Raw genomic sequence first — 20,551 nt, forward strand, 5'->3', positions numbered from 1 at the left:
GTTTTTACTGTATTTCAGTCATGCTTGAATGAATTTTTATGTATTCAGGCATATTGTCGCTGCCGGTTCGAACGATTAATACTATTTTAAATGATTAATACTATAACGTAAGTGAGCCTTATCATGAGCCAAGAAAAACAAAACAAATCATTAAACATACTCGTCATTATGGACCCAATCGAGCAGGTCAATTATAAAAAAGACACCAGCCTTGCGATGATGTGGTCGGCGCAAGACCGTGGGCACAGCCTTGGTTACTGTCAGATTCATGATTTATGGTTGGATCGTGGGCAATTGATGGTTGATACCCAGCCGGTGACAGTCAAGCGTGACCCGAGTGATTTTTATACCTTGGGGGATAAAGCGACAGCGCCGGTCAGTGATTATGATGTGATTTTGATGCGTAAAGATCCGCCGTTTGATATGCGTTTTATTTATGCCACTTACATGCTTGACCATGCCAAAGCCGCAGGCGTACTGGTGGTCAACGACCCCCAAGCGATACGTGATTGTAATGAAAAGCTATTTGCTACTTGGTTTAGCGATTATATGAGCCCGACGATTGTGACCAGTAAACAGGCGCATATTCGCAAGTTTATCGCTGAGCAGCAAGATGTTATCGTCAAGCCATTAGATGGTATGGGCGGCACGGGCATCTTCCGTTTGACCGCCGATAGCCCAAATATCGGCGTGACGCTTGAGATTTTAACCGAGCTTGAGACGCTACCGATTATGGCGCAGCGTTATTTGCCGGAAATCAAAGAAGGTGATAAGCGTGTGTTAATCGTCGATGGCGAAGTGGTCGATTATAGCTTGGCGCGTATTCCGGTGAAAGGCGAGACGCGCGGTAATCTTGCGGCAGGTGGTAGCGGTGTTGCGATGCCGCTTACCGATATTGAACGCCAAGTGGCCCAAGTCGTTGCACCGATTGTCAAAGAAAAAGGTCTGATGTTCGTCGGTTTAGATTTAATCGGTGGCCGTATCACTGAGATTAATGTCACCAGTCCAACCTGTGTGCGTGAGATTGATGATCAATGTGGAACTGATATTGCAACTGACTTTATTATCGCTATTGAGAAGAAATTAGCAGTTTGAGTACTACCGTTTAAATAACGCCATTTAAATAATGACGTTTAAATACGATGTTCAAATAATGTCTCTTAAATAAAACAATGTATGCAAAGCGGTAAGGATACAGTAATTTATTACTAAGCTATGTGCACAATACTTAAAAAACGGTGTGCTAAGATATATTGATAAACCGTATTGCTTAATAGCGCCTTTAAAAAGCGACAAAACGTTATTAAAAGCGCTGTTTTTATGATTTTTTAAGCGTATTTATAAAAGCCAAGCCGCGATTACTCATGGCTTGGATTTTTATTATTTGCGCTGCATAAAGTGCTGTCTATCAGGCAACGATTTACACTATACTATGCGGGCTTTTATAGGCTCATTTTGGTTCGATAGATAATACAGTCAAAAGATAATAAGTCTTTCATATAAATAAAGAAAAGATAGGCAGGCGTTCATGAAAACACCGCATATATTAATGATGGCTGCTGGTACAGGCGGGCATGTATTTCCAGCACTTGCGGTTAGCGAAGAATTGACCAAGCGCGGTGCTGTTATTCACTGGCTCGGTACGCCAAATGGCATGGAAAATGGCTTGGTTGCACCCACTGGCTATCCTTTTCATGCGATTGATATGCAAGGATTGCGCGGCAAAGGGTTGGGGCGCTTGCTTAAGCTACCCGTGACGTTATTGTCAGCGACGATGGCGGCGATTAAGGTCATTCGTGGCAATCAAATCGATGTGGTCGTTGGTTTTGGTGGTTACGTCACTGCGCCCGGCGGTATCGCGGCGCGTTTGACTAAGACGCCGCTTATTATCCATGAACAAAATGCCATTGCAGGTATGAGCAATCGTTATTTGGCCAAGATGGCGACCAAGGTATTGCAAGCGTTTGAAAATACCTTTGCCAATAGCCAGCATGATAGCAAGATTGAAACGGTGGGTAATCCCGTGCGCAATGCCATTAGCGGTGTTGCTGAACCCAGTGTTCGTTACGATGTCAATGACAGCTCGCCGCTTAAACTGTTAGTGGTGGGTGGTTCGCTCGGTGCGCAAGTGTTAAATGAGACGTTGCCAAAAGCATTGGCATTGATTGACCGTCCGTTTGAGGTCCGTCATCAATGTGGACGCAATAATGAGGCCGCCACGCAAGCGGCGTATGACAGTGAAGCGTTAAGCGCCCATCAGTTTACGGTACAGCCATTTATTGATGATATGGCAGCCGCGTACAATTGGGCGGATATTGTGGTTTGTCGGGCGGGTGCTTTGACGGTAACTGAAATTCAAAACGTCGGTATAGCGGCGATATTTGTACCGCTACCAAGCGCGGTTGATGACCATCAGACGGCAAATGCGCGCACCTTGACCTCACACAAAGCAGGGATTTTGCTGCCACAAAGCGAGCTGACGCCCAAAAGTTTGAGTAGTGAACTTGCGATGCTAGATAGGCGCACTTGTTTAGAGATGGCAGAAAAAGGTCATGCGCTTGCCAACCGCCATGCCTGCCAACAGGTAGCCGATATTATCTGGCAGGCCTTATAAAAGCTGATTGTCTTAGTCATTATTTTATTACCTATTATTTTTATTACTTATTATTAACCAAATCTGTTTGTCTACAATAAAGAGAAAACCCTATGCCAACCTCTGCTAAAGCCTTAACTAAGCGTTTAATTGAAATACCAGAAATGCGCCGTATTCAGCATTTGCATTTTGTCGGTATTGGTGGCTCGGGGATGTGCGGTATCGCTGAGGTTATGAACAATCAAGGCTATGAAGTCAGTGGTTCTGATATCGCTGAGAGCTTGGTGACTAAGCGCTTAGAGCAGATTGGTATTACTATTGCGATTGGTCATGATTCCAAAAACATCGCCAATGCCGATGTTATCGTCGTATCGTCTGCTATCGACCGTAGTAACCCTGAAGTCAAAGCGGCGCTTGAAGCGCGTCTGCCAGTGGTACGCCGTGCTGATATGCTCGGTGAGTTGATGCGCTATCGCCATGGTATCGCCGTTGCTGGCGCACATGGTAAAACCACCACCACCAGTTTGCTGACAACCATGATGGCAGAAGCACAGCTTGATCCCACCTATGTGATTGGCGGTAAGCTCAATGCCTCAGGTAAAAATGCCGCGCTCGGTAGCAGCCGTTATTTGGTTGCCGAAGCCGATGAATCTGATGCGTCATTCTTATCTTTACATCCGATGGCGGCGATTGTTACCAATATCGATCAAGACCATATGGAAACCTATGGCAATAGTTTTGACAACTTAAAAGCCGCTTATATCCAGTTTTTACAAAATATGCCGTTTTATGGCTTGGCGGTGGTCTGCGGTGACGACCCTGAATTGTACTCCATGATTGATGATATTGGTCGTCCGGTATTAACCTTTGGTCTTGAACCCTTTAACGATGTACAAGCCGTTGATTTGGTCAGCGAAGGCACAAAAACCCACTTTACCGTCTTGCGCCGCGACCATGAACCATTGCGTCTAACCTTGAATATCCCGGGTGTACACAATGTTTATAATGCGCTGGCTGCTATTACTATGGCAACCGACGAAGGCGTAGATGACGAAGCGATTAAGCGCGCCCTGCAGAAATTCGAAGGCGTTGGTCGCCGCTTTGAGCAGCATACCTCCGTAGATATCGATGATGGCAATGTTTTGCTTATCGACGATTATGGTCATCACCCAAGAGAAGTCGACGCGACCATCAAAGCGGCTCGTCAAAGCTTCCCTGAGCGCCGCTTAGTGATGATGTTCCAGCCACATCGTTATAGCCGCACCCGTGATTGTTTCGATGATTTTGTCGAAGTGCTTTCAAGCGTCGATGAGTTATTGTTATTGGACGTTTATCCTGCTGGTGAAAGCCCGATTGCTGGTGCCGATACCAAAGCCTTGGCACGTAGTATCCGTTTGCGCGGTGCCGTTGAACCGACGATTATCGATAAGGATAATTTGGCACCAGTCATGCAGCGTTTGCTTCAAGCGCATGACATGTTGATTACCCAAGGTGCGGGTAATGTTGGACAAATAGCGATCGAATTGGCCGCCAATAATTTATATATCAAATAAGCCGCAAACGAATTTTAGGAACGAGACTCATGACTACTCATAACCAAGAAAACAATAACCAAGAAAATGAAAACAACATGGATAAAAGTAGCGATACTAATATCAATGTTGGGGCGAACACCGCTATTACCAATCCAGAGGCAGCCCTAGCAGCTGCTGCCCAAGCAGAGAGTAACGGTGTGGAAAATAACCAATCAAGCCAAAACACTTCATTAAATGTCGCTCCTAGTAAAGTAAAAAATGCGAGTGAATTTGGGAAAGTGGCTGTGGTATATGGCGGCAGTAGCAACGAGCGCAGCGTCTCTTTAGATAGTGGCGCGGCGGTCTTACAAGCGCTGCAAAACCAAGGCGTTGATGCCACGCATTTTGACCCGAAACACCAAGACATTACCGAGCTTCGTCAATATGACCGCGTGTTTAACGTTTTGCATGGTCGCGGCGGCGAAGACGGTCTGCTACAAGGCGTGCTGCAATGGTTTAATATTGCGCAGACCGGTTCTGGTATTTTGGCATCAGCACTGGGTATGGACAAAGTACGTACCAAGCAGCTGTGGCAAGGTTGTGGTTTATCGACCGCACCGTTTTCATTGCTAACCGCTGATACCGACTGGCAGCAAGTGGTTAATATGCTAGGACTGCCGCTGATTATCAAACCAGTCCATGAAGGCTCAAGCATTGGTATGACCAAAGTCAATAACCTTGATGAGCTTCCTGCTGCATATGCAACCGCCGTACAGTGCGGTGATGTAGTGATGGCTGAGCGTTGGATTACCGGTCGCGAATTTACCATTGTTATTATCGATGACGAGGCCTATCCGGTTATTCGCCTTGAGCCTGCTGATATCACCAACTTCTATGATTTTGAAGCCAAATACAATCGTAACGATACCAGCTACTATATTCCCTGCGGTCTAAGCGCTGCGGATGAAAAGCATTTGCAAGATTTGAGCTTGGCTGCATTCCGTGCGGTTGATGCAAAAGGTTGGGGACGTATCGATGCGATGCAAGACGAAGCGGGCAACTTTTGGCTGCTTGAGATTAATACCGTACCGGGCATGACTAGTCATAGTTTGGTGCCAATGGCGGCCAAAGCTCGCGGCATGGATTTTGAGAGCTTGTGTTGGCATATTTTGGCGCAAACTGTATAAGTATCGATTAACGATTTTGTCGCTAATAGCTGTACGACTGATAAATGCACGGCTGATAAATAGAAGAGGTTTGCTTAATAAGCGTTCAATTGGCTATTAAATAACTGATTGGACGTCTTATATATTGGACGTCTTATATATAGGTATGCAAATATTTAGCATTAAGCTGCCAATTATGCCTCGGCTACAACCAGCTTTACAAACTACTGAATGATGGTAATTAGCCTGTTTAAATATTGTCAAATGTATCGCTAGAGCTGCTATAGCACAGCTTCATGTAAACTTGTGTAAATTCGTTGTTAGTAGTAGGGGTTAGGCTATTGTTTAAACGTAAAATACGTTAATATTGTAAATATTGGTCTATATTCGTGATATTTATGGTTATTTGCGCCGCTATCTCTTAAGTCATTCATTAAATGAGAAAAATGTTACGTTTTAATGACGATAAGCGCACGTTATAAACCGTTTTAGACAAATAAATTGATAATATGTTAGTTTTATATATTCCTGCGAATGTTTAGCAGATTTACTTTTAATAGAAGCACTATTGGCGTTATGCAAATAGCTTTAAGCAAAAATAGGGACGAAGTTTATTATGACTCAAACTGTCAATGACGTCGCTGACTTGATGAGTGATAAGACCCGTCGCCCGACATCTAGTTTTCAAGTACCGACTTCGGTCAGATATTTCTTTACGGTACTGGTGTTGGGCTTGCTTGTGCTGATATTAATCATGGGTGGTAAGGCATTACGCGACGCACCGCCCGCTGCTATTCATGTCGATAATCGAGATTTGACATTTGCGCAATATCAAGCGTTACAGCATGTCATGAGCCAACAGAGTGTGAGCAGTTTTTTCACCTCGGACTTGCAAGCGCTACGAGATATTACCACCAGTTTGGCTTGGGTTGACCAAGTGAGCGTGAGCCGTGATTGGCAGCGTGGTATTGTCGTTAAAGCCTTACCAAAACAGCCGGTGGCAAATTTCGGTACTGAGCGTTTGGTTGATGCAAAAGGGGCGGTTTTTGTTCCTGCTGACAGTCGAGATTTAACGCAAGAGCGTTTTGCGACGTTGCAAGGTGATATGGCGCAAGCGCCCGTTATTATGCAACAAATGCAGCAAGTCAATGATTGGTATGCGCCGCTTGGTATGCAAGTTGAAGATATCATTTTGTCACCAAGAATGACGTGGCTGATTCGCTTTGATAATGGTCAACGTGTCATCGTTGATAATGAAAATACCGCGCAAAAACTGTTGAATTTAAGTCAGCTGCTCGGCAATCAGTTAAGCAATCGCCGCGATGAAATACAGTCAGTCGATCTTCGTTACAAAAATGGATTTACTATCGCATGGAATCTGGCGCCGCCAAAAACTACTGAAACACCACCGTAAATGAATAAAACATCAAGAAAGCAGTCAAAACCTTATATTTGTCTGCTTTCTTAATATAAAGAGTTAACATACAATATCACCGCGTGCTGCTAGCGCTTTTTAATGATTTAATGGAGACGTCATCTGGTCTCCTGTTTAGCGATAATTTGTCTGGTACCATGAAAAATACTGAAAATCTGGTTGTTGTCCATCTAAGTGCCACGGCAGTATATGTCGTCATTGGCAGTGTTGTCTCTGCAAAAGACATTCGTATTATGGGTGTGGGGCAAGTTAAAAATAGCGACTTTTATCAAGGTCAGATAAAGCATCGTGAACGTTTGCAGGGCGCTATCAAACAAGCCATTCAAGAAGCAGAAGATACCGCCAATTGCCGTGTACATAGTGTCTGGTTGACCATGGCGACGCCTGAGCTATTAAGTAAGAATAGTGCAGGCGATGTCAGAGTCGAAGACGAAGTCGTCCGTGCCAAAGATATGGTGCAAGCGCTGTCAAATGCCAAATCGCAAGACTTGTCGCCTGATTATTATTTGATGCATTGCTGCCAGCAAGGTATCTATATCGACAACCAAGAGTTTATGGTTGATGATGCTATTGATATGGTCGCGCACAATATCACTGTGATGTATCACATGATGATGATGCCAGTATCTAGCCGTCAGAATATCCAAAAATTATTACAAAGCTGTGACGTCGGTATTGACCATATCGTTTTTGATGCGGTTACCAGCGCCGAATACAGTTTGATGAGTGATGAGCGTCAGCAAGGGGTTTGCTTGGTCGATATCGGTGCGAGTACCACCAGTATTTGCGTCTATAAAGAGAATAAGCTGATTTTCACCCACTGTATCGCTACCGGCAGCCATGAAGTAACGATGGATATTTCAGCCGATGTTGGTATCTCTATGATAGAGGCGGAAAGGCTGAAAAAAACGTATGGTACCGTTGATATCAATAGCGTTGATCCTAGCTCATTCTTTCTCTTTAAGCCGCAAGGGTCGGGCGATGAAATTAATATTGGTACGTATAATTTAGCGCGTATTATTGAAGCGCGATATGTGCAGATTTTTACTGAAGTGGTTCGCCAATTACATGATGCGGATTTGCTAGGCTATATTGATAAAGGCATTGTACTCACAGGCGGTGGCAGCGCTATTAAAGGCATGATACCTTTTGCCAAAAAGCTGCTGAAAATGCCGGTGGTATTGACCAATACTCATCCTGCTATTAGTGCTTATAATCATTTTGATAATGATGAATCGTTTAAGCAGCTGAATATGCAGGTCAATGATCGCGCTTATCAAACCGCGTTTGGTACATTACTATATAGTCAAAGCGAGCAGTTTCGCCGTAGTGAAAAAAGTGAGCCGGAAGCGATTCAAAAGAATCGTGTCACGGGTGTTTTTCAAAGTGCAGGGCAACGTTTTGCCAGTGTACTCAAAAAGATATTATAATCTGCTGTAAACTTACTCAGATGAAGCAGTTAAGAGCCTGCCGCAGTATTATAGGTAAGCATATTTAAAGCAACACCCTGTACAATAACGGCATATATAGGCTAAGCACAACTATTTAAGCCTTTGCCCTGTTTTATTTAAATACATTTATATATAGTAAGTCGATAGCGCGCCATATGAGTGTGTTACCACGTATCGACCATCACGCTATCTGCAACTGGAGAAACCTTTTTATGTCAAAATACACCATGCCAGATGATAATCAGCTTCAAAACAACGGCCAGGCAAGCTTCACTGTATTCGGTGTGGGCGGCGGCGGCGGTAATGCGGTTGAGCATATGGTACAACAAGGGATTAGAGGTGTAACGTTTGTCTGTGCCAATACGGATAAACAAGCGCTCGATCGTCTGACAGCGCCGCATAAATTGCAGCTTGGCGCTAAGACCAACCGTGGTCTTGGCGCAGGGGCAAACCCAGAAGTGGGCCGTGAAGCCGCAGAAAGCGAAGAAGAAGCCATCCGTGCCTTACTTGAACACTCAGACATGGTCTTTATTACCGCGGGTATGGGTGGTGGTACAGGTACGGGCGCCGCTCCAGTGGTTGCGCGTATTGCTAAAGAGATGGAAGTGTTGACGGTCGCAGTTGTGACCACACCATTTAAGTTTGAAGGTGGCAAACGTATCAAGGCTGCTAAGGCTGGTATCGAGCAGTTGACCAATTTCGTTGACTCTATCATTACCATTCCAAACGACAAACTTATGAGTGTGTATGGCAACATCTCTATGCAAGATGCCTTCAAAAAAGCCGATGACGTCCTCTTGCATGCGGTACAGGGTATTGCAGAAACCATCGCCAGCGAAGGTATGATTAATATTGACTTTAACGATATCCGTACCGCGATGACAGCTAAAGGTCATGCGATGATGGGTATCGGTCGCGCCAGCGGCGATGATCGTGCGCGTCAAGCGACCGAGAAAGCCATCAGATCGCCATTGCTTGATGATTTGCGTTTAGAGAATGCCAAAGGCTTGCTTGTTAACGTTATCTCTTCTGAATCTTTATCATTGGATGAGATGAGCAAAATCAGTGTCATCGTTGAAGAAATTACTGATATAGATGATGCGCATATTTTCTATGGTTCAGTGATTGATGAAAAAATGGGTGATGATTTACATGTAACAGTCATCGCAACCGGTCTGACTTTAGATGAAAATGCTGGTCAAGAGCCTGAAGTGGTAGAGCAGCCTGTGCCATCGGTAAACAGCACCCAGCCTGTTGATCCAAACTTGCATACCAGCGCGCTCAACAGTCAAAAACAGTCGCAGGCTCAGTATCAAGAAAGCCCGATACGCGCAAATGTGACTCAAGAGCAGCCTAAAACCAAAACCAACAGTATTCAAGATTATCTTAAGCGCCAACAGAACAAATAGTGCTTAGAATAAGTAGGCATTAAAATGAATGCTTGTTGTAGATAGTATGAATAAAAAAGAGCCAGTATTTCGATACTGGCTTTTTTGTGCCTGTTTTTAGGCTTTGTCTATTTATAAGCGAGCTATTTATACAACCTTTATAAATAAAGTAACGCTCTATAGTAAAAGAAACAAAAATCCGCTACAGTATATAATATGGCATACTCAAAAGACTACCGACAACTGATCCTCAATAAGCTTGCAGAAGGCTATAGCATTCGACAACTTGCCGAGGAATATCAAATTAGCACCAACACTATTCAGCGTTGGAAAAAATTTCCTGAGCGTAAAAAACGTCAGTTTACCCCAACTAAAATAGACGATGCATTACTGAGAGCGGATGTAGAGGCTTATCCTGATGACTATCAGCACGAACGAGCTCGGCGTTTTAATTGTACTCAAAGAGCGATAGGCATTGCATTAAAACGAATCGGCATCACTCAAAAAAAAGAGCTTAACTCATCCAAAAGCAGATGATAAAAAACGTTTAATATTTCTTGAAAAGTTAGCGCAATTTGAGTTTGATGATAAGCCTATTATCTATCTTGATGAAAGTGGCTTTAAGTCTCATGAGAACAGGCCTTACGGTTACTCTAATAGAGGTAAAAAATGCTTTGGACAATACAACTGGCAGCTTAAAAACCAAACCAATGCGATAGGTGCTATTTACAATAATCAGCTGTTCGCTGTTGGACTTTATGATCGCAGTGTCAATAGTGATGTGTTCCATAGTTGGGTTGAGCAATTGCTGCTACCGAGCCTACCGAAAAGCAGTGTCATTATTATGGATAATGCAACCTTCCATAAGCGCAAAGACACAACTGAACTTATAGAAGATGCAGGGCACACTATTTTATGGCTGCCACCTTACAGTCCTGATTTGAATCCTATCGAGCAAATGTGGGCTTGGGTCAAACAAAAACGTAAAGAGTGGCGGCTAGATTGCGTTGACACACTGTTCTTTTATTTCTTATGGCTGTGTGGCGATTTATAAGTTCTTTGACTATATCAAATTGCTGCTTATAAATAGCTATAAACCGTTATTTATCGCTGATTGACAGTTTATTGTCTGCTAAAAGTCATCGTTAAAATAATGACGATAAGTGTTATCAATCAAAGACATAAGCAAATTAACGCTTTTTAGCGCTAGCGAAATAGGGTCGGGTAATGCTACACTATGTCAATTGTAACAAAATATGTGAGAAGACAGCCATGAACCAACGAACCATAAAAACAGCGATAGCCGTTACAGGTACTGGTCTTCATAGTGGTCAACCTGTTGACTTAGAGTTTCATCCACAGCCGATCAATACTGGTATCGTATTTGAACGTTCTGATATTGTCGGTAGCAATGCTATTCCTGCCAGTGCCTTTTTGGTACAAGATACCATGATGTCATCGAATCTCGTATTTGGTGGCACCCGTGTGGGCACCGTTGAGCATTTGCTCAGTGCGGTCGCAGGACTTGGCGTTGATAACCTGTTAATCCGCGTGTCAGCATCAGAGATACCGATTATGGATGGTAGTGCCGCCCCATTTGTGGGACTGCTGCTACAAGCAGGATTTTGTGAACAAGAAGCGGCAAAGCGCTTTATTAAGATTGTGCGCCCAGTACGCGTTAAAGTTGACGATAAATGGGCAGAGCTACGTCCTTATGAAGGCTTTGAGCTCAATTTTGAGATTGATTTTGATCATCCGGCCATTGATAAAGATTTTCAGCATGCACAATTGCAGTTTTCAACGCAAAACTTCATTGAGCAGTTGAGCTCAGCGCGTACTTTTGGTTTCTTACGTGATATCGAAACCTTACGTCAGAACAACTTGGCGTTAGGTGGCAGTATGGACAATGCCATTGTCATTGATGATGCCAGTATCCTTAACGAAGAAGGCTTACGCTTTAATGATGAATTTGTACGTCATAAGATTTTAGATGCGCTAGGCGATTTATATCTGATTGGCTACCCGATTTTAGGTCGTTTTAATGCGTATAAGTCTGGTCATGCACTAAATAATATGTTGGTACGTGAGATATTATCAGATCCTGATAACTTTGAAATTGTAACTTTTGATGACAATGTAACCTGTCCTATCGAATATTTACCATTAAATGGTTTAACAGTTGAAGGATGAATACAGGAATATACACGAAGTATCGAAACATTTACGCAATATTACATAAGATGGTTATAAGTAGCGCTAAATAATATTCGTTTAAATAGATATTTTCTTGCTCATTTTACCAATAACCTGCTTCAGAGTAGGTAAAATAAAAGATGTGGGAAATAATAAAATCATCTGTCAGTGAGGTTCACATTGTGAATAGCACTTACAGATGATTTTTTTTGTTGACGGAATTACAAAAACGCAGCTTTAACGGCGTCAATTACGGGTTTAATTTACATAAGTTTACAGAGTAAAGCGAGTATTTTTACGGATTAATCAGGCGCAAAAGTGCCTTTTTGAGATTTTCATCAGTGGTGACATGCTCTGCAGCCTGTGATATAGTCCGCTTTGTGTTTTGGCTAAGAGCCTGATTTTCATGGGCTTTACGAGGCTTTGATAAGGGTGCCGACAAGGCTTGTGATGGTTTAGAATAATCATTATGAGCAGAATTTTTGGCTACTACGACGCGGATTTGCTTGAGTTGTTTAAATGTAATTGACTGCTCTGTTAACACCTGCAAATAAGCGCTCTGTAAATAGCGAATATGATTGGCGGCAGTCATCGAGCCCACACTGAGTATGAGTTGCTCAGAGGTTAAGCCCACGACCCAGCAGTTATCGAGGATTTCCTCAGGTAGACAATCTACCAAAAGCTCTTTTACTTCGGTCGTAGCTTGCAGATATAAACGCATATTATCAGCCAATGTTTGAGGTAGCGTACTACCAGCAAAGGCTTGATGATCGATAAGTTTAGCAAGTCGGTTAGGTTGTTTTTTTGACATCGTGAACACTCATCTAATAGGTGACAAAATCGATATTCATCATAAACAGCGAGCTTTTGTACTAAGGATTTTATCATGTTTATTTCATGGTCATCTTCCCTAAATTAATTCATGCTTTGTCACGGATGACGAGCAATCCTGTATTCACAATAGGTAGTAAATTTATGAAACAAGCTTTATTAATTTTGTCAGTATTGGGAATGGGTATAGCACAGACGAGTGGTGCTGTCGAAACAACCTTTCAACCAAATAATACCTTGAGTCATACCATCACCAATATCTCTACTTCTGCGAACTACGGTTCAAGTCGCAATATCTATAGCACTAAAAGTGGTGCTTATGTCTCAAGCAATGATGAAATCAGTCAAGCAATTGACAATCTTAGTGCCCATGCTAAGCAAAAAGAATATCAGCTTGCCTCGCTAACCAGCCGCTTGTCTTATGAGCAGCGTCAGCAGCAAGCAAGCTCAGTGCCAGATCGTTATTCTGCACCTGCGATTGCCGCCGCCAATGCTTCACGTGTGGCGCTATCTAGCAGTAGTGGTTACTGTGCTCGTTATGTGCGTAAAGCCCTACAATCAGCGGGTTATGAATTTACGCCTAACCCTTCAGCGTATCAGTATGCCTCTCGTGGCACATTGGCCCAAGCTGGCTTTACCAAAATCAGTAACAATACGCAGCCACAAGTAGGCGACGTCGTGGTCTATGATCGCACCTCAAGACGCCCGCATGGCCATATTCAAATATTTGATGGTAATGATTGGGTTTCTGACTTCCGTCAAAACAGCATTAGCCCATACAGCGGTCATCATAACTACACGACATGGCGTGATTCAAAATACGTCGATGATGCATCAGATCGCGGTATCTACCTTGCAATGGCTGACAAATAAGCAGCAGCTAGATGTAACGTAATTCAAAAGTTTTCTCCGAACCCAGTAATGCTCTTTATGACATTACTGGTTTTTTTTGCTTGGCATAAAGAGGTTATTTGATTAAAGAAGCTATGTAGTTGGAGAAGGTGCTTAATTTAAGCAGCTATCTAGCCAGTGCTGCCTGCTTATCAAATACTGACCAATATTGCAGATTGTGAAAATCGGGCGGGGAGGCATGTGTGGGCGCAAAATATAACGCCGTTGTACCAAACCTTGTACCAAACGTCGTAGCAAAGCTTAAAATCACACAGGGATGAATGTATTCAATGCCAGTATCGTTGATAAAAACCTTTGCGTTGGATAGTGGGCTTAAGGGCACAGCAAAGCTGCGTTCATAAAGATAAGGGTTAGCGGTGCTGGTATTAGATGTCAATGAATCGATAGCAGGTTCGATTTGCGCTGATAAAGAGTTTTGCTCTGCGTTGGCAGTACCATTATTCGCAATGCCATTACTTGCAGGGCAATGGCTGGCTGTCCAGTTAATAAACGCCCGTGTTTGCCCATCTGCTTGTAAAAGCGGCGTTGGCGGCAGTGTCGCAGGATTACGATAGCTTGTAAACTCGTAAAGCGCATAACGACCGTCAGGGCTGGCATTAACTTCAATATAAGCGTTAGTTTTATTAGCATCCGTTCCATCAATACCAATCTCATTAACATCATTTATCGAAGCGCTATTATTTATTAATCTGCTATTTATTAAGCCGCCTGCTAAAAAGCACTCAAGGCAAGTTTGCTCCCATAAATAATCTGCAAATCCTACCTGCGTCGGTTGCCATGTTGGCCAGTCTAATTGCGCCGCTAACGATTTAAGTGGCAGCGTTATGTGATAATCAAGCTGTAAATACCACTCTGGCTGCTGAGTGCTTCGGGCTATCTGATTTGTTTGAGCTAAGGTTACGATGACTTCTACCTGAATGCTTTCTAAGTCTTCTATCGTCACGCCAAGAGTTTGGGCATCAGCGGCAAGGGTGTCGGTTGCGAGGCATAGATGAAAAGTTTGGCTCATAAGTTAATAATATCCGCAGTTTAATAGTATTAAGGATATCTTATAGGCGGTTCGCTATAAAATTAATACCAGTAGCGCGTTATCATACTTGTACTGATTTTATTTAGGACTGACTATAAATAGAAAACAGGAAATGGCGTATAGATAACATAAAAGCCGCGAGCAAAATGCTGAGCGGCTTTTATTAGATAGGATAGAACATAAACTAAGCTGAAAATAACAACTTACTGCGCATGACGAGCAAGGTTTGATAGCTTAGGATTGGCATGTGGGTTTTTACGTAGCAAAAGCGCCATACGACCAATTGAATGAACCAAAGAGGCATTAGCTGCCGCTGCAAGCTGCGCGCCGATGACATCGCGTTCTTCTTTGGTGCCAGCTGGCAGTTTTACTTTGATAAGTTCATGATCCGTTAAAGCGCGATCAATCTCTTCAGTGATGTTTGGGGTAATACCTTTATTGCCAATCATAACGATAGGTTTTAGGTCATGACCAATGCCTTTTAGGCGTTTGATGGTAGCGTTATCGAGTTGCATATAATTCCTAGATGTTGGTAAAAATAAAAGATGGTGCTATTAAGAGCAGATAATGACCATTATAGATAATCTGGGGTCATCTTGCATGAGATCAGCAGGATTTTGCACGATTTTACGTGATGAAAATGTTAAACTGAAAGTATGAGTACATTATAAACGCTACGGTCTTATAAAGCAGTGTTTTCACCAAGAGAATTTAACCGTAAAAGGTTACAAGGTGCATGAGAGGTTCAATAGCTAATTTAGCTAGGTAACTTAAGCGCCTAGTAATAGCCATGTTATAGATAATTGTTTTATCAATAGACAGATATTGAATCGTTATAGATAACCACGTTATAAGCCGCTAGCCGTGTTTTGCAAAGTAATAGGAGCAGTCATTTTGGTCACGCGTATTGAAAATAAAAAGTTGTCAAAAAGCAGCAGTGCTTGGATGCAGGAGCACATTGACGATCCTTATGTGAAAAAAGCCCAAATAGATGGCTACCGTGCCCGTGCTGCTTATAAATTGCTTGAGATTAATGATAAGACCAATCTAATTAAGAAAGGCATGACCGTCGTCGACTTAGGCAGTGCACCGGGTAGTTGGTCGCAAGTTGCCGGTCAACTGGTTGGTGAGAAAGGCGTGTTGATAGCCTCTGATATTTTGCCCATGGATACCTTGCCCGATGTCACTTTTATTCAGGGCGACTTTCGCGAGGCAGAGGTGTTTGACCGTATCATGGCAGAAGTGGGCGATAAACAGGTTGATGTGGTGTTGTCCGATATGGCACCCAATACCGCTGGCAATAGCGCCATCGACCAGCCGCGCATGATGTATTTATGCGAGCTGGCAGTCGATTTCGCCCTCGCAACCTTACCAGAAGGTGGCGCGCTTATTATGAAAGTGTTTCAAGGCGAGGGTACACAGGAATTACGCAAGCAGATGCAGGCGGATTTTAGTAAAATTCGTAGTATCAAACCGGGTGCTTCACGACCACGCTCAAAAGAGATGTTTTGGATTGCCATCAAGTAGTAGGTATGCAAACCTTTCTATAAAATGGTTTTAAGGTCAATCAGTTGCGCAAATTTCCCAGATGATGGGGTTTCATCATCAAGAGTATTGCTGATTAACATAAAACCGCTACAATCGTTAACTGAATAAATAAGAATGCTGCTTGAATTATTCAGGTTAGCACCACATATCATGGTATATTAACTTTGTTTTGAATCTATATCGTTTTAAATATATACCTATATATTAAGGCTGTGTTTTAAACAGAGTTGTTTTAAGCAAAGTCGTTTAACAGTAAGCGCTTTATTGGCTCAGTTATTTATGTTCGTTTGTCTATTTATCTTGCTTAGGGTTTTAAGTTATTTAAATCCGAGCTTGAACGATAATTTACAAATGGGTATTGAATAATGAGGCATATGTTTGCATATAGACGTCACGTGTTTAACAAACACACCAATAAGTAAGGGATGGGAATAACTAGTGAGCGACATGGTAAAAAATACCTTATTGTGGCTGGTGGTAATCGGCGTTTTAGTGCTGGTGTTTAGCGGCTTTGATAAATCATCTGAGCCCGATAGCCTTAACTACTCTGAGTTTGTGACCGCAGTGTCAGAAAACCAAGTGGCCAGTGTTGAAATCGATGGCGAGCAAATCACCGGCGAAAAGAAAAATGGCTCATCATTTGAGACCATTCGACCAGCCGTGGCTGATGAACAGCTAATGCCGCTATTGCGTGAAAATCAAGTTGAGGTGCAAGGTACCGCGCCTAAACGTCAAAGTGTCTTGATGCAACTATTGATAGCCAGTTTCCCAATTTTATTAATTATTGGTCTGTTCCTATTCTTTATGCGTAATATGCAGGGCGGCGCTGGCGGTAAAGGCGGTGGTCCGATGAGCTTTGGTAAATCAAAGGCCAAAATGCTGACCGAAGACCAAATCAAAGTTAACTTTGATGACGTTGCTGGCTGTGAAGAAGCCAAAGAAGAAGTCGTTGAAGTCGTAGAGTTCCTGCGTGACCCTGATAAATTTACCAAATTGGGTGCGACGATTCCACGCGGTATCTTGATGGTAGGTCCTCCGGGTACGGGTAAGACGCTGTTAGCACGAGCCATCGCTGGTGAAGCTAAAGTACCGTTTTTCTCAATTTCAGGTTCTGACTTTGTTGAGATGTTCGTCGGTGTTGGTGCTTCACGTGTGCGTGATATGTTTGAGCAAGCGAAGAAAAGCGCGCCTTGTATCATCTTTATCGATGAGATTGATGCGGTCGGTCGTCATCGTGGCTCTGGTATGGGCGGCGGTAACGATGAGCGCGAGCAGACATTGAACCAATTATTGGTTGAGATGGATGGTTTTGAAGGCAATGAAGGCGTTATCGTCATTGCGGCGACCAACCGTGCTGATGTACTGGATAAAGCGCTATTGCGTCCGGGTCGTTTTGACCGTCAGGTGCAAGTAGGTCTGCCAGATATCAAAGGTCGCGAACAAATCCTGAAAGTGCATTTACGTAAATTACCAAATACTATCGGTGTTGATGCGCATGCATTGGCGCGTGGTACTCCTGGATTTAGTGGTGCGCAGTTAGCCAACCTTGTGAACGAAGCAGCGTTATTTGCCGCACGTCGTAATAAGCGCAGCGTTGATATGAATGACTTTGAAGATGCAAAAGACAAGCTTTATATGGGTCCTGAGCGTAAATCAATGGTCATCCGTGAAGAAGAACGCCGTGCAACAGCCTATCATGAGGCGGGTCATGCCTTGGTCGCTGAGCTGCTACCGGGCACTGATCCTGTGCATAAAGTCACCATTATGCCGCGTGGTTTTGCCCTTGGAGTTACGTGGCAGCTGCCTGAGCACGACCAAACCAGTATGTATAAATCAAAAATGCTCAGTGATATTGCGATTTTATTTGGTGGTCGTATCGCAGAAGAAGTATTTATCAATCAGATGTCGACGGGTGCTTCAAACGACTTCGAACGTGCTACCAAGATGGCACGAGCGATGGTTACCAAATACGGTATGTCAGATGCGCTAGGTATCATGGTTTATGAAGATGATGATAACTCACAAGGTTACTTCGGTGGCGGGGGTCGTACGATTTCAGAAGCGACGCAACAAAAAGTCGATGAAGAAGTACGCCGTATGTTAGAGGAGCAATATGACATCGCACGCGAATTGATTGAAGGCAATCAAGAAAAAATTCATGCGATGGTAGATGCTTTGATGAAATGGGAAACCATTGACCGCGATCAATTGCAGGATATTCTAGCTGGCGAAGAACCTCGTCCACCAAGAGTCTATCAGCATAATGAAGTAAACTTATCAAAAAACGATGTTAAAACCACGACTTCAACACCGCCGCCATTACCAGCGATGTAGTTTCTGGTTTATTAATCTAGTTTTTTAAGATTGCATCTATTTTTGATAGAAAAAGCCCTTTTTAATAAAGGGCTTTTTTGTTGCTACAATTTCATGAAGGCTTTAGGAGAGCATCAGATTTGCTGCTATCATAGGCATTATAGCTTGGTAAATTATCACGACAGCTAAAACGATTTTACGAACTGAATTTATAATGGATACCTTATGTCATTATTCCAACCTTTATCTAATTATACGGTGATAAGTCGCGATAAAGTATTAGATTTATCGCAGCCGCATATCATGGGTATTTTAAATGTCACCCCAGATTCTTTTTCTGACGGTGGACAATTTAATGCCATCGATAGCGCCCTTGCTCATGCTAAAGAGATGATTGCCGCAGGTGCAAGCATTATCGATATCGGCGGTGAATCTACCCGTCCAAATGCGCAAGCTGTAGCGACTAGCGATGAGATACAGCGCGTTGTTCCAGTGGTCAAAGCGATTCGTCAGCAGCTAGGAAGCATAGGTAAAGACATTTGGCTCTCTATTGATACCAGTAACCCGGCGGTTATGCAGGCAGCTTTTGATGCCGGCGCAGATATTTGGAATGATGTACGAGCGCTTAAGCGTGATGGTGCGGCGGCAATGGCAGCCAAGCTGGATATTCCTGTCATGCTGATGCATATGCGCGGTGAGCCGACGACGATGAATAACCTTGCCCAGTATGATGATGTGATTAAAGACGTCAGTGCCGAGCTAGCAGCGCGTATTGATGAGGTAACGAATGTTGGCGTTAAGCGTGAGAAAATCATTATCGATCCAGGTTTTGGCTTTGCAAAAGACTATGAGCATCATCGCGCACTATTAAGTCAGCTTGATAGCCTGCAAACGCTTGGGTTACCAATGATGTTTGGTATTTCACGAAAGCGCTTTTTAGCAGAAGTACTGACTAAAAGTGGAGTCGAAGCTGTTGCTACTACCCAAGCGCTAGAGCGTGATGCGGTAGGAACGGCGGCTGGACTCTTTGCGCTGCAGCAGGGCGCTAGTATTATCCGTACCCACAATGTCGCTATGATGCAGCAAGCCGTGGCATTATGGCAGCAATTATCAAGTCATCATCAAGGCTAATAGGCTACTACCTTTTTATAAAATAATTTTTTATAAGAAAGCTTTTTATAAACGGTATCTTTATAAATACAGCTTAATCCTATTATTTATTAACCTTATCATTTATCTAAATATCTATTCAGTTAAATACCATTTAAACCTACGGGAACACTTTTATGACGACTAGCAATCAACCAGAGCCAAACAATCAACCAGAACCCACCCTCGAGCAACGCCGCATTATTTATCAAGCCCGCCGCGGATTAAAAGAATTAGACTTTTATATTGACCCTTATATTAAAGAGTTGTATTTAACCGCTGACCCCAGCGAACAGGCAACTTTTGCAGAAATGCTGACCCATGAAGACCCTGATTTATTGGATTATTTTACCAATCAAAGCCGTCCAGAAAATGGAGCCATATGGGATTTGGTCAATAAAATCAAAACATGGCGCCATAGTAAAGACTTGACGTAATTATTTAATATTTATTTTAAGCCTGCTTGGGTATTCAATTATGATATCGCCAACTTCGCTACGTATCGATGCACCTATTCAGCCTGCAAGCTGTTTGCGCCTGTTATTTTATATGCTCTTAGCAAGTGTGATGGTGATATTGACAGGACTTGCGTCCTTGGCGTTGTGGCAATATGTACTGATATTTGTGGTTAGCGTCGCCGTCGTCAGCTACTTAGCGTTATCGCGCCCGATATTAATGCATCTAAGCCAGCCGCCATTAGATAAAAGCGTTTATCAGCATTGGCAACTACTCATGCGTAGCAGTCGCGGTGATGCCCTATGGCAGGCAGAGCTTACGGCGGTCAGTAACTATCCATGGGTTATATGCTTAAGCTTTATTATCATAGAGCCTTATCAGCGTCATTTATCAGTAACGGTATTTCGCGATCAAGTCAGCTCAGAACACTGGCGCGAATTAACGATTTTGGCAAATACCATTTCTCATTAAACTGCCTAAATAAAACCAGTCCCATATTTATGACTGGCATTCCTTGCATTTATTTTCTTGTTAATCGCTAACGATCTACTACATCTCATAACAAAACGCCT

19 protein-coding genes are annotated in these 20,551 nt (G+C 43.1%); 16 read left to right on the forward strand and 3 right to left on the reverse strand.

The features are described 5' to 3' along the window. Positions 1-123 precede the first annotated feature (123 nt). The 10 genes from gshB to lpxC all read left to right on the forward strand — a co-directional run bounded on the left by gshB (position 124) and on the right by lpxC (position 11,737). Positions 124-1,095, forward strand: a complete 972-nt coding sequence (gene gshB / locus QJS82_RS01330; protein ID WP_281490966.1) for a glutathione synthase — start codon at positions 124-126, stop codon at positions 1,093-1,095. Positions 1,096-1,528: 433 nt separating this feature from the next. After that, a complete protein-coding gene (gene murG / locus QJS82_RS01335; RefSeq protein ID WP_281490967.1) occupies positions 1,529-2,614 on the forward strand; it encodes an undecaprenyldiphospho-muramoylpentapeptide beta-N-acetylglucosaminyltransferase in 1,086 nt (361 codons plus the stop codon). A gap of 92 nt (positions 2,615-2,706) precedes the next feature. After that, entirely contained in the window at positions 2,707-4,146 is a 1,440-nt protein-coding gene (gene murC / locus QJS82_RS01340; protein WP_281490968.1) for a UDP-N-acetylmuramate--L-alanine ligase, read from the forward strand. Between the two features lie 29 nt (positions 4,147-4,175). Next, entirely contained in the window at positions 4,176-5,294 is a 1,119-nt protein-coding gene (locus QJS82_RS01345) for a D-alanine--D-alanine ligase (RefSeq protein WP_281490969.1), read from the forward strand. A gap of 595 nt (positions 5,295-5,889) precedes the next feature. Beyond that, positions 5,890-6,687 carry a cell division protein FtsQ/DivIB gene (locus QJS82_RS01350; RefSeq protein WP_201564817.1) on the forward strand — a complete coding sequence of 266 codons (798 nt, stop codon included), beginning with the start codon at positions 5,890-5,892 and terminating at the stop codon, positions 6,685-6,687. Positions 6,688-6,797: 110 nt separating this feature from the next. Next, positions 6,798-8,138, forward strand: a complete 1,341-nt coding sequence (gene ftsA / locus QJS82_RS01355) for a cell division protein FtsA (protein WP_183620381.1) — start codon at positions 6,798-6,800, stop codon at positions 8,136-8,138. A gap of 233 nt (positions 8,139-8,371) precedes the next feature. Beyond that, positions 8,372-9,568: a cell division protein FtsZ gene (ftsZ, locus tag QJS82_RS01360; RefSeq protein ID WP_183620383.1), complete on the forward strand. Its 1,197-nt coding sequence runs from the start codon at positions 8,372-8,374 to the stop codon at positions 9,566-9,568. 195 nt (positions 9,569-9,763) lie between these two features. Continuing rightward, positions 9,764-10,084 (forward strand): IS630 transposase-related protein, encoded by a 321-nt coding sequence (locus QJS82_RS01365; RefSeq protein ID WP_025651424.1) that lies wholly within the window; start codon positions 9,764-9,766, stop codon positions 10,082-10,084. Between the two features lie 13 nt (positions 10,085-10,097). After that, the gene (locus tag QJS82_RS01370; protein WP_281491642.1) at positions 10,098-10,601 is read left to right on the forward strand and encodes an IS630 family transposase; all 504 of its coding nucleotides are present in this window, start codon (positions 10,098-10,100) and stop codon (positions 10,599-10,601) included. Between the two features lie 218 nt (positions 10,602-10,819). Further along, the gene (lpxC, locus tag QJS82_RS01375) at positions 10,820-11,737 is read left to right on the forward strand and encodes a UDP-3-O-acyl-N-acetylglucosamine deacetylase (protein ID WP_281490970.1); all 918 of its coding nucleotides are present in this window, start codon (positions 10,820-10,822) and stop codon (positions 11,735-11,737) included. A 298-nt stretch (positions 11,738-12,035) separates the two neighbouring features. Here the strand turns inward: lpxC and QJS82_RS01380 are convergent, their stop codons facing one another. After that, positions 12,036-12,551, reverse strand: a complete 516-nt coding sequence (locus QJS82_RS01380; protein WP_281490971.1) for a hypothetical protein — start codon at positions 12,549-12,551, stop codon at positions 12,036-12,038. A gap of 164 nt (positions 12,552-12,715) precedes the next feature. Between QJS82_RS01380 and QJS82_RS01385 the strand changes: the two genes are divergently transcribed. Further along, positions 12,716-13,444, forward strand: coding sequence for a CHAP domain-containing protein (locus QJS82_RS01385; RefSeq protein WP_191691009.1), 729 nt, complete (start codon positions 12,716-12,718; stop codon positions 13,442-13,444). 145 nt (positions 13,445-13,589) lie between these two features. Here the strand turns inward: QJS82_RS01385 and QJS82_RS01390 are convergent, their stop codons facing one another. Continuing rightward, entirely contained in the window at positions 13,590-14,492 is a 903-nt protein-coding gene (locus QJS82_RS01390) for a DOMON domain-containing protein (RefSeq protein ID WP_281490972.1), read from the reverse strand. Between the two features lie 224 nt (positions 14,493-14,716). Next, positions 14,717-15,028 (reverse strand): YhbY family RNA-binding protein, encoded by a 312-nt coding sequence (locus tag QJS82_RS01395; RefSeq protein WP_281490973.1) that lies wholly within the window; start codon positions 15,026-15,028, stop codon positions 14,717-14,719. A gap of 379 nt (positions 15,029-15,407) precedes the next feature. Between QJS82_RS01395 and QJS82_RS01400 the strand changes: the two genes are divergently transcribed. From QJS82_RS01400 to QJS82_RS01420, 5 genes are all read left to right on the forward strand, one after another. Then, on the forward strand, positions 15,408-16,040 hold the full coding sequence (locus QJS82_RS01400; protein ID WP_201564813.1) for an RlmE family RNA methyltransferase: 633 nt from the start codon (positions 15,408-15,410) through the stop codon (positions 16,038-16,040). A gap of 459 nt (positions 16,041-16,499) precedes the next feature. Next, a complete protein-coding gene (gene ftsH / locus QJS82_RS01405) occupies positions 16,500-18,395 on the forward strand; it encodes an ATP-dependent zinc metalloprotease FtsH (RefSeq protein ID WP_281490974.1) in 1,896 nt (631 codons plus the stop codon). A gap of 204 nt (positions 18,396-18,599) precedes the next feature. Further along, a complete protein-coding gene (gene folP, locus QJS82_RS01410) occupies positions 18,600-19,505 on the forward strand; it encodes a dihydropteroate synthase (protein WP_281490975.1) in 906 nt (301 codons plus the stop codon). Between the two features lie 155 nt (positions 19,506-19,660). After that, complete coding sequence (locus QJS82_RS01415; protein ID WP_281490976.1) at positions 19,661-19,960, forward strand: FAD assembly factor SdhE; 300 nt, start codon at positions 19,661-19,663, stop codon at positions 19,958-19,960. A 40-nt stretch (positions 19,961-20,000) separates the two neighbouring features. After that, complete coding sequence (locus QJS82_RS01420) at positions 20,001-20,450, forward strand: hypothetical protein (RefSeq protein ID WP_281490977.1); 450 nt, start codon at positions 20,001-20,003, stop codon at positions 20,448-20,450. Positions 20,451-20,551 lie beyond the last annotated feature (101 nt).

It is taken from the genome of Psychrobacter maritimus (genome assembly GCF_029953575.1).
GTDB classification, from domain to species: domain Bacteria; phylum Pseudomonadota; class Gammaproteobacteria; order Pseudomonadales; family Moraxellaceae; genus Psychrobacter; species Psychrobacter maritimus.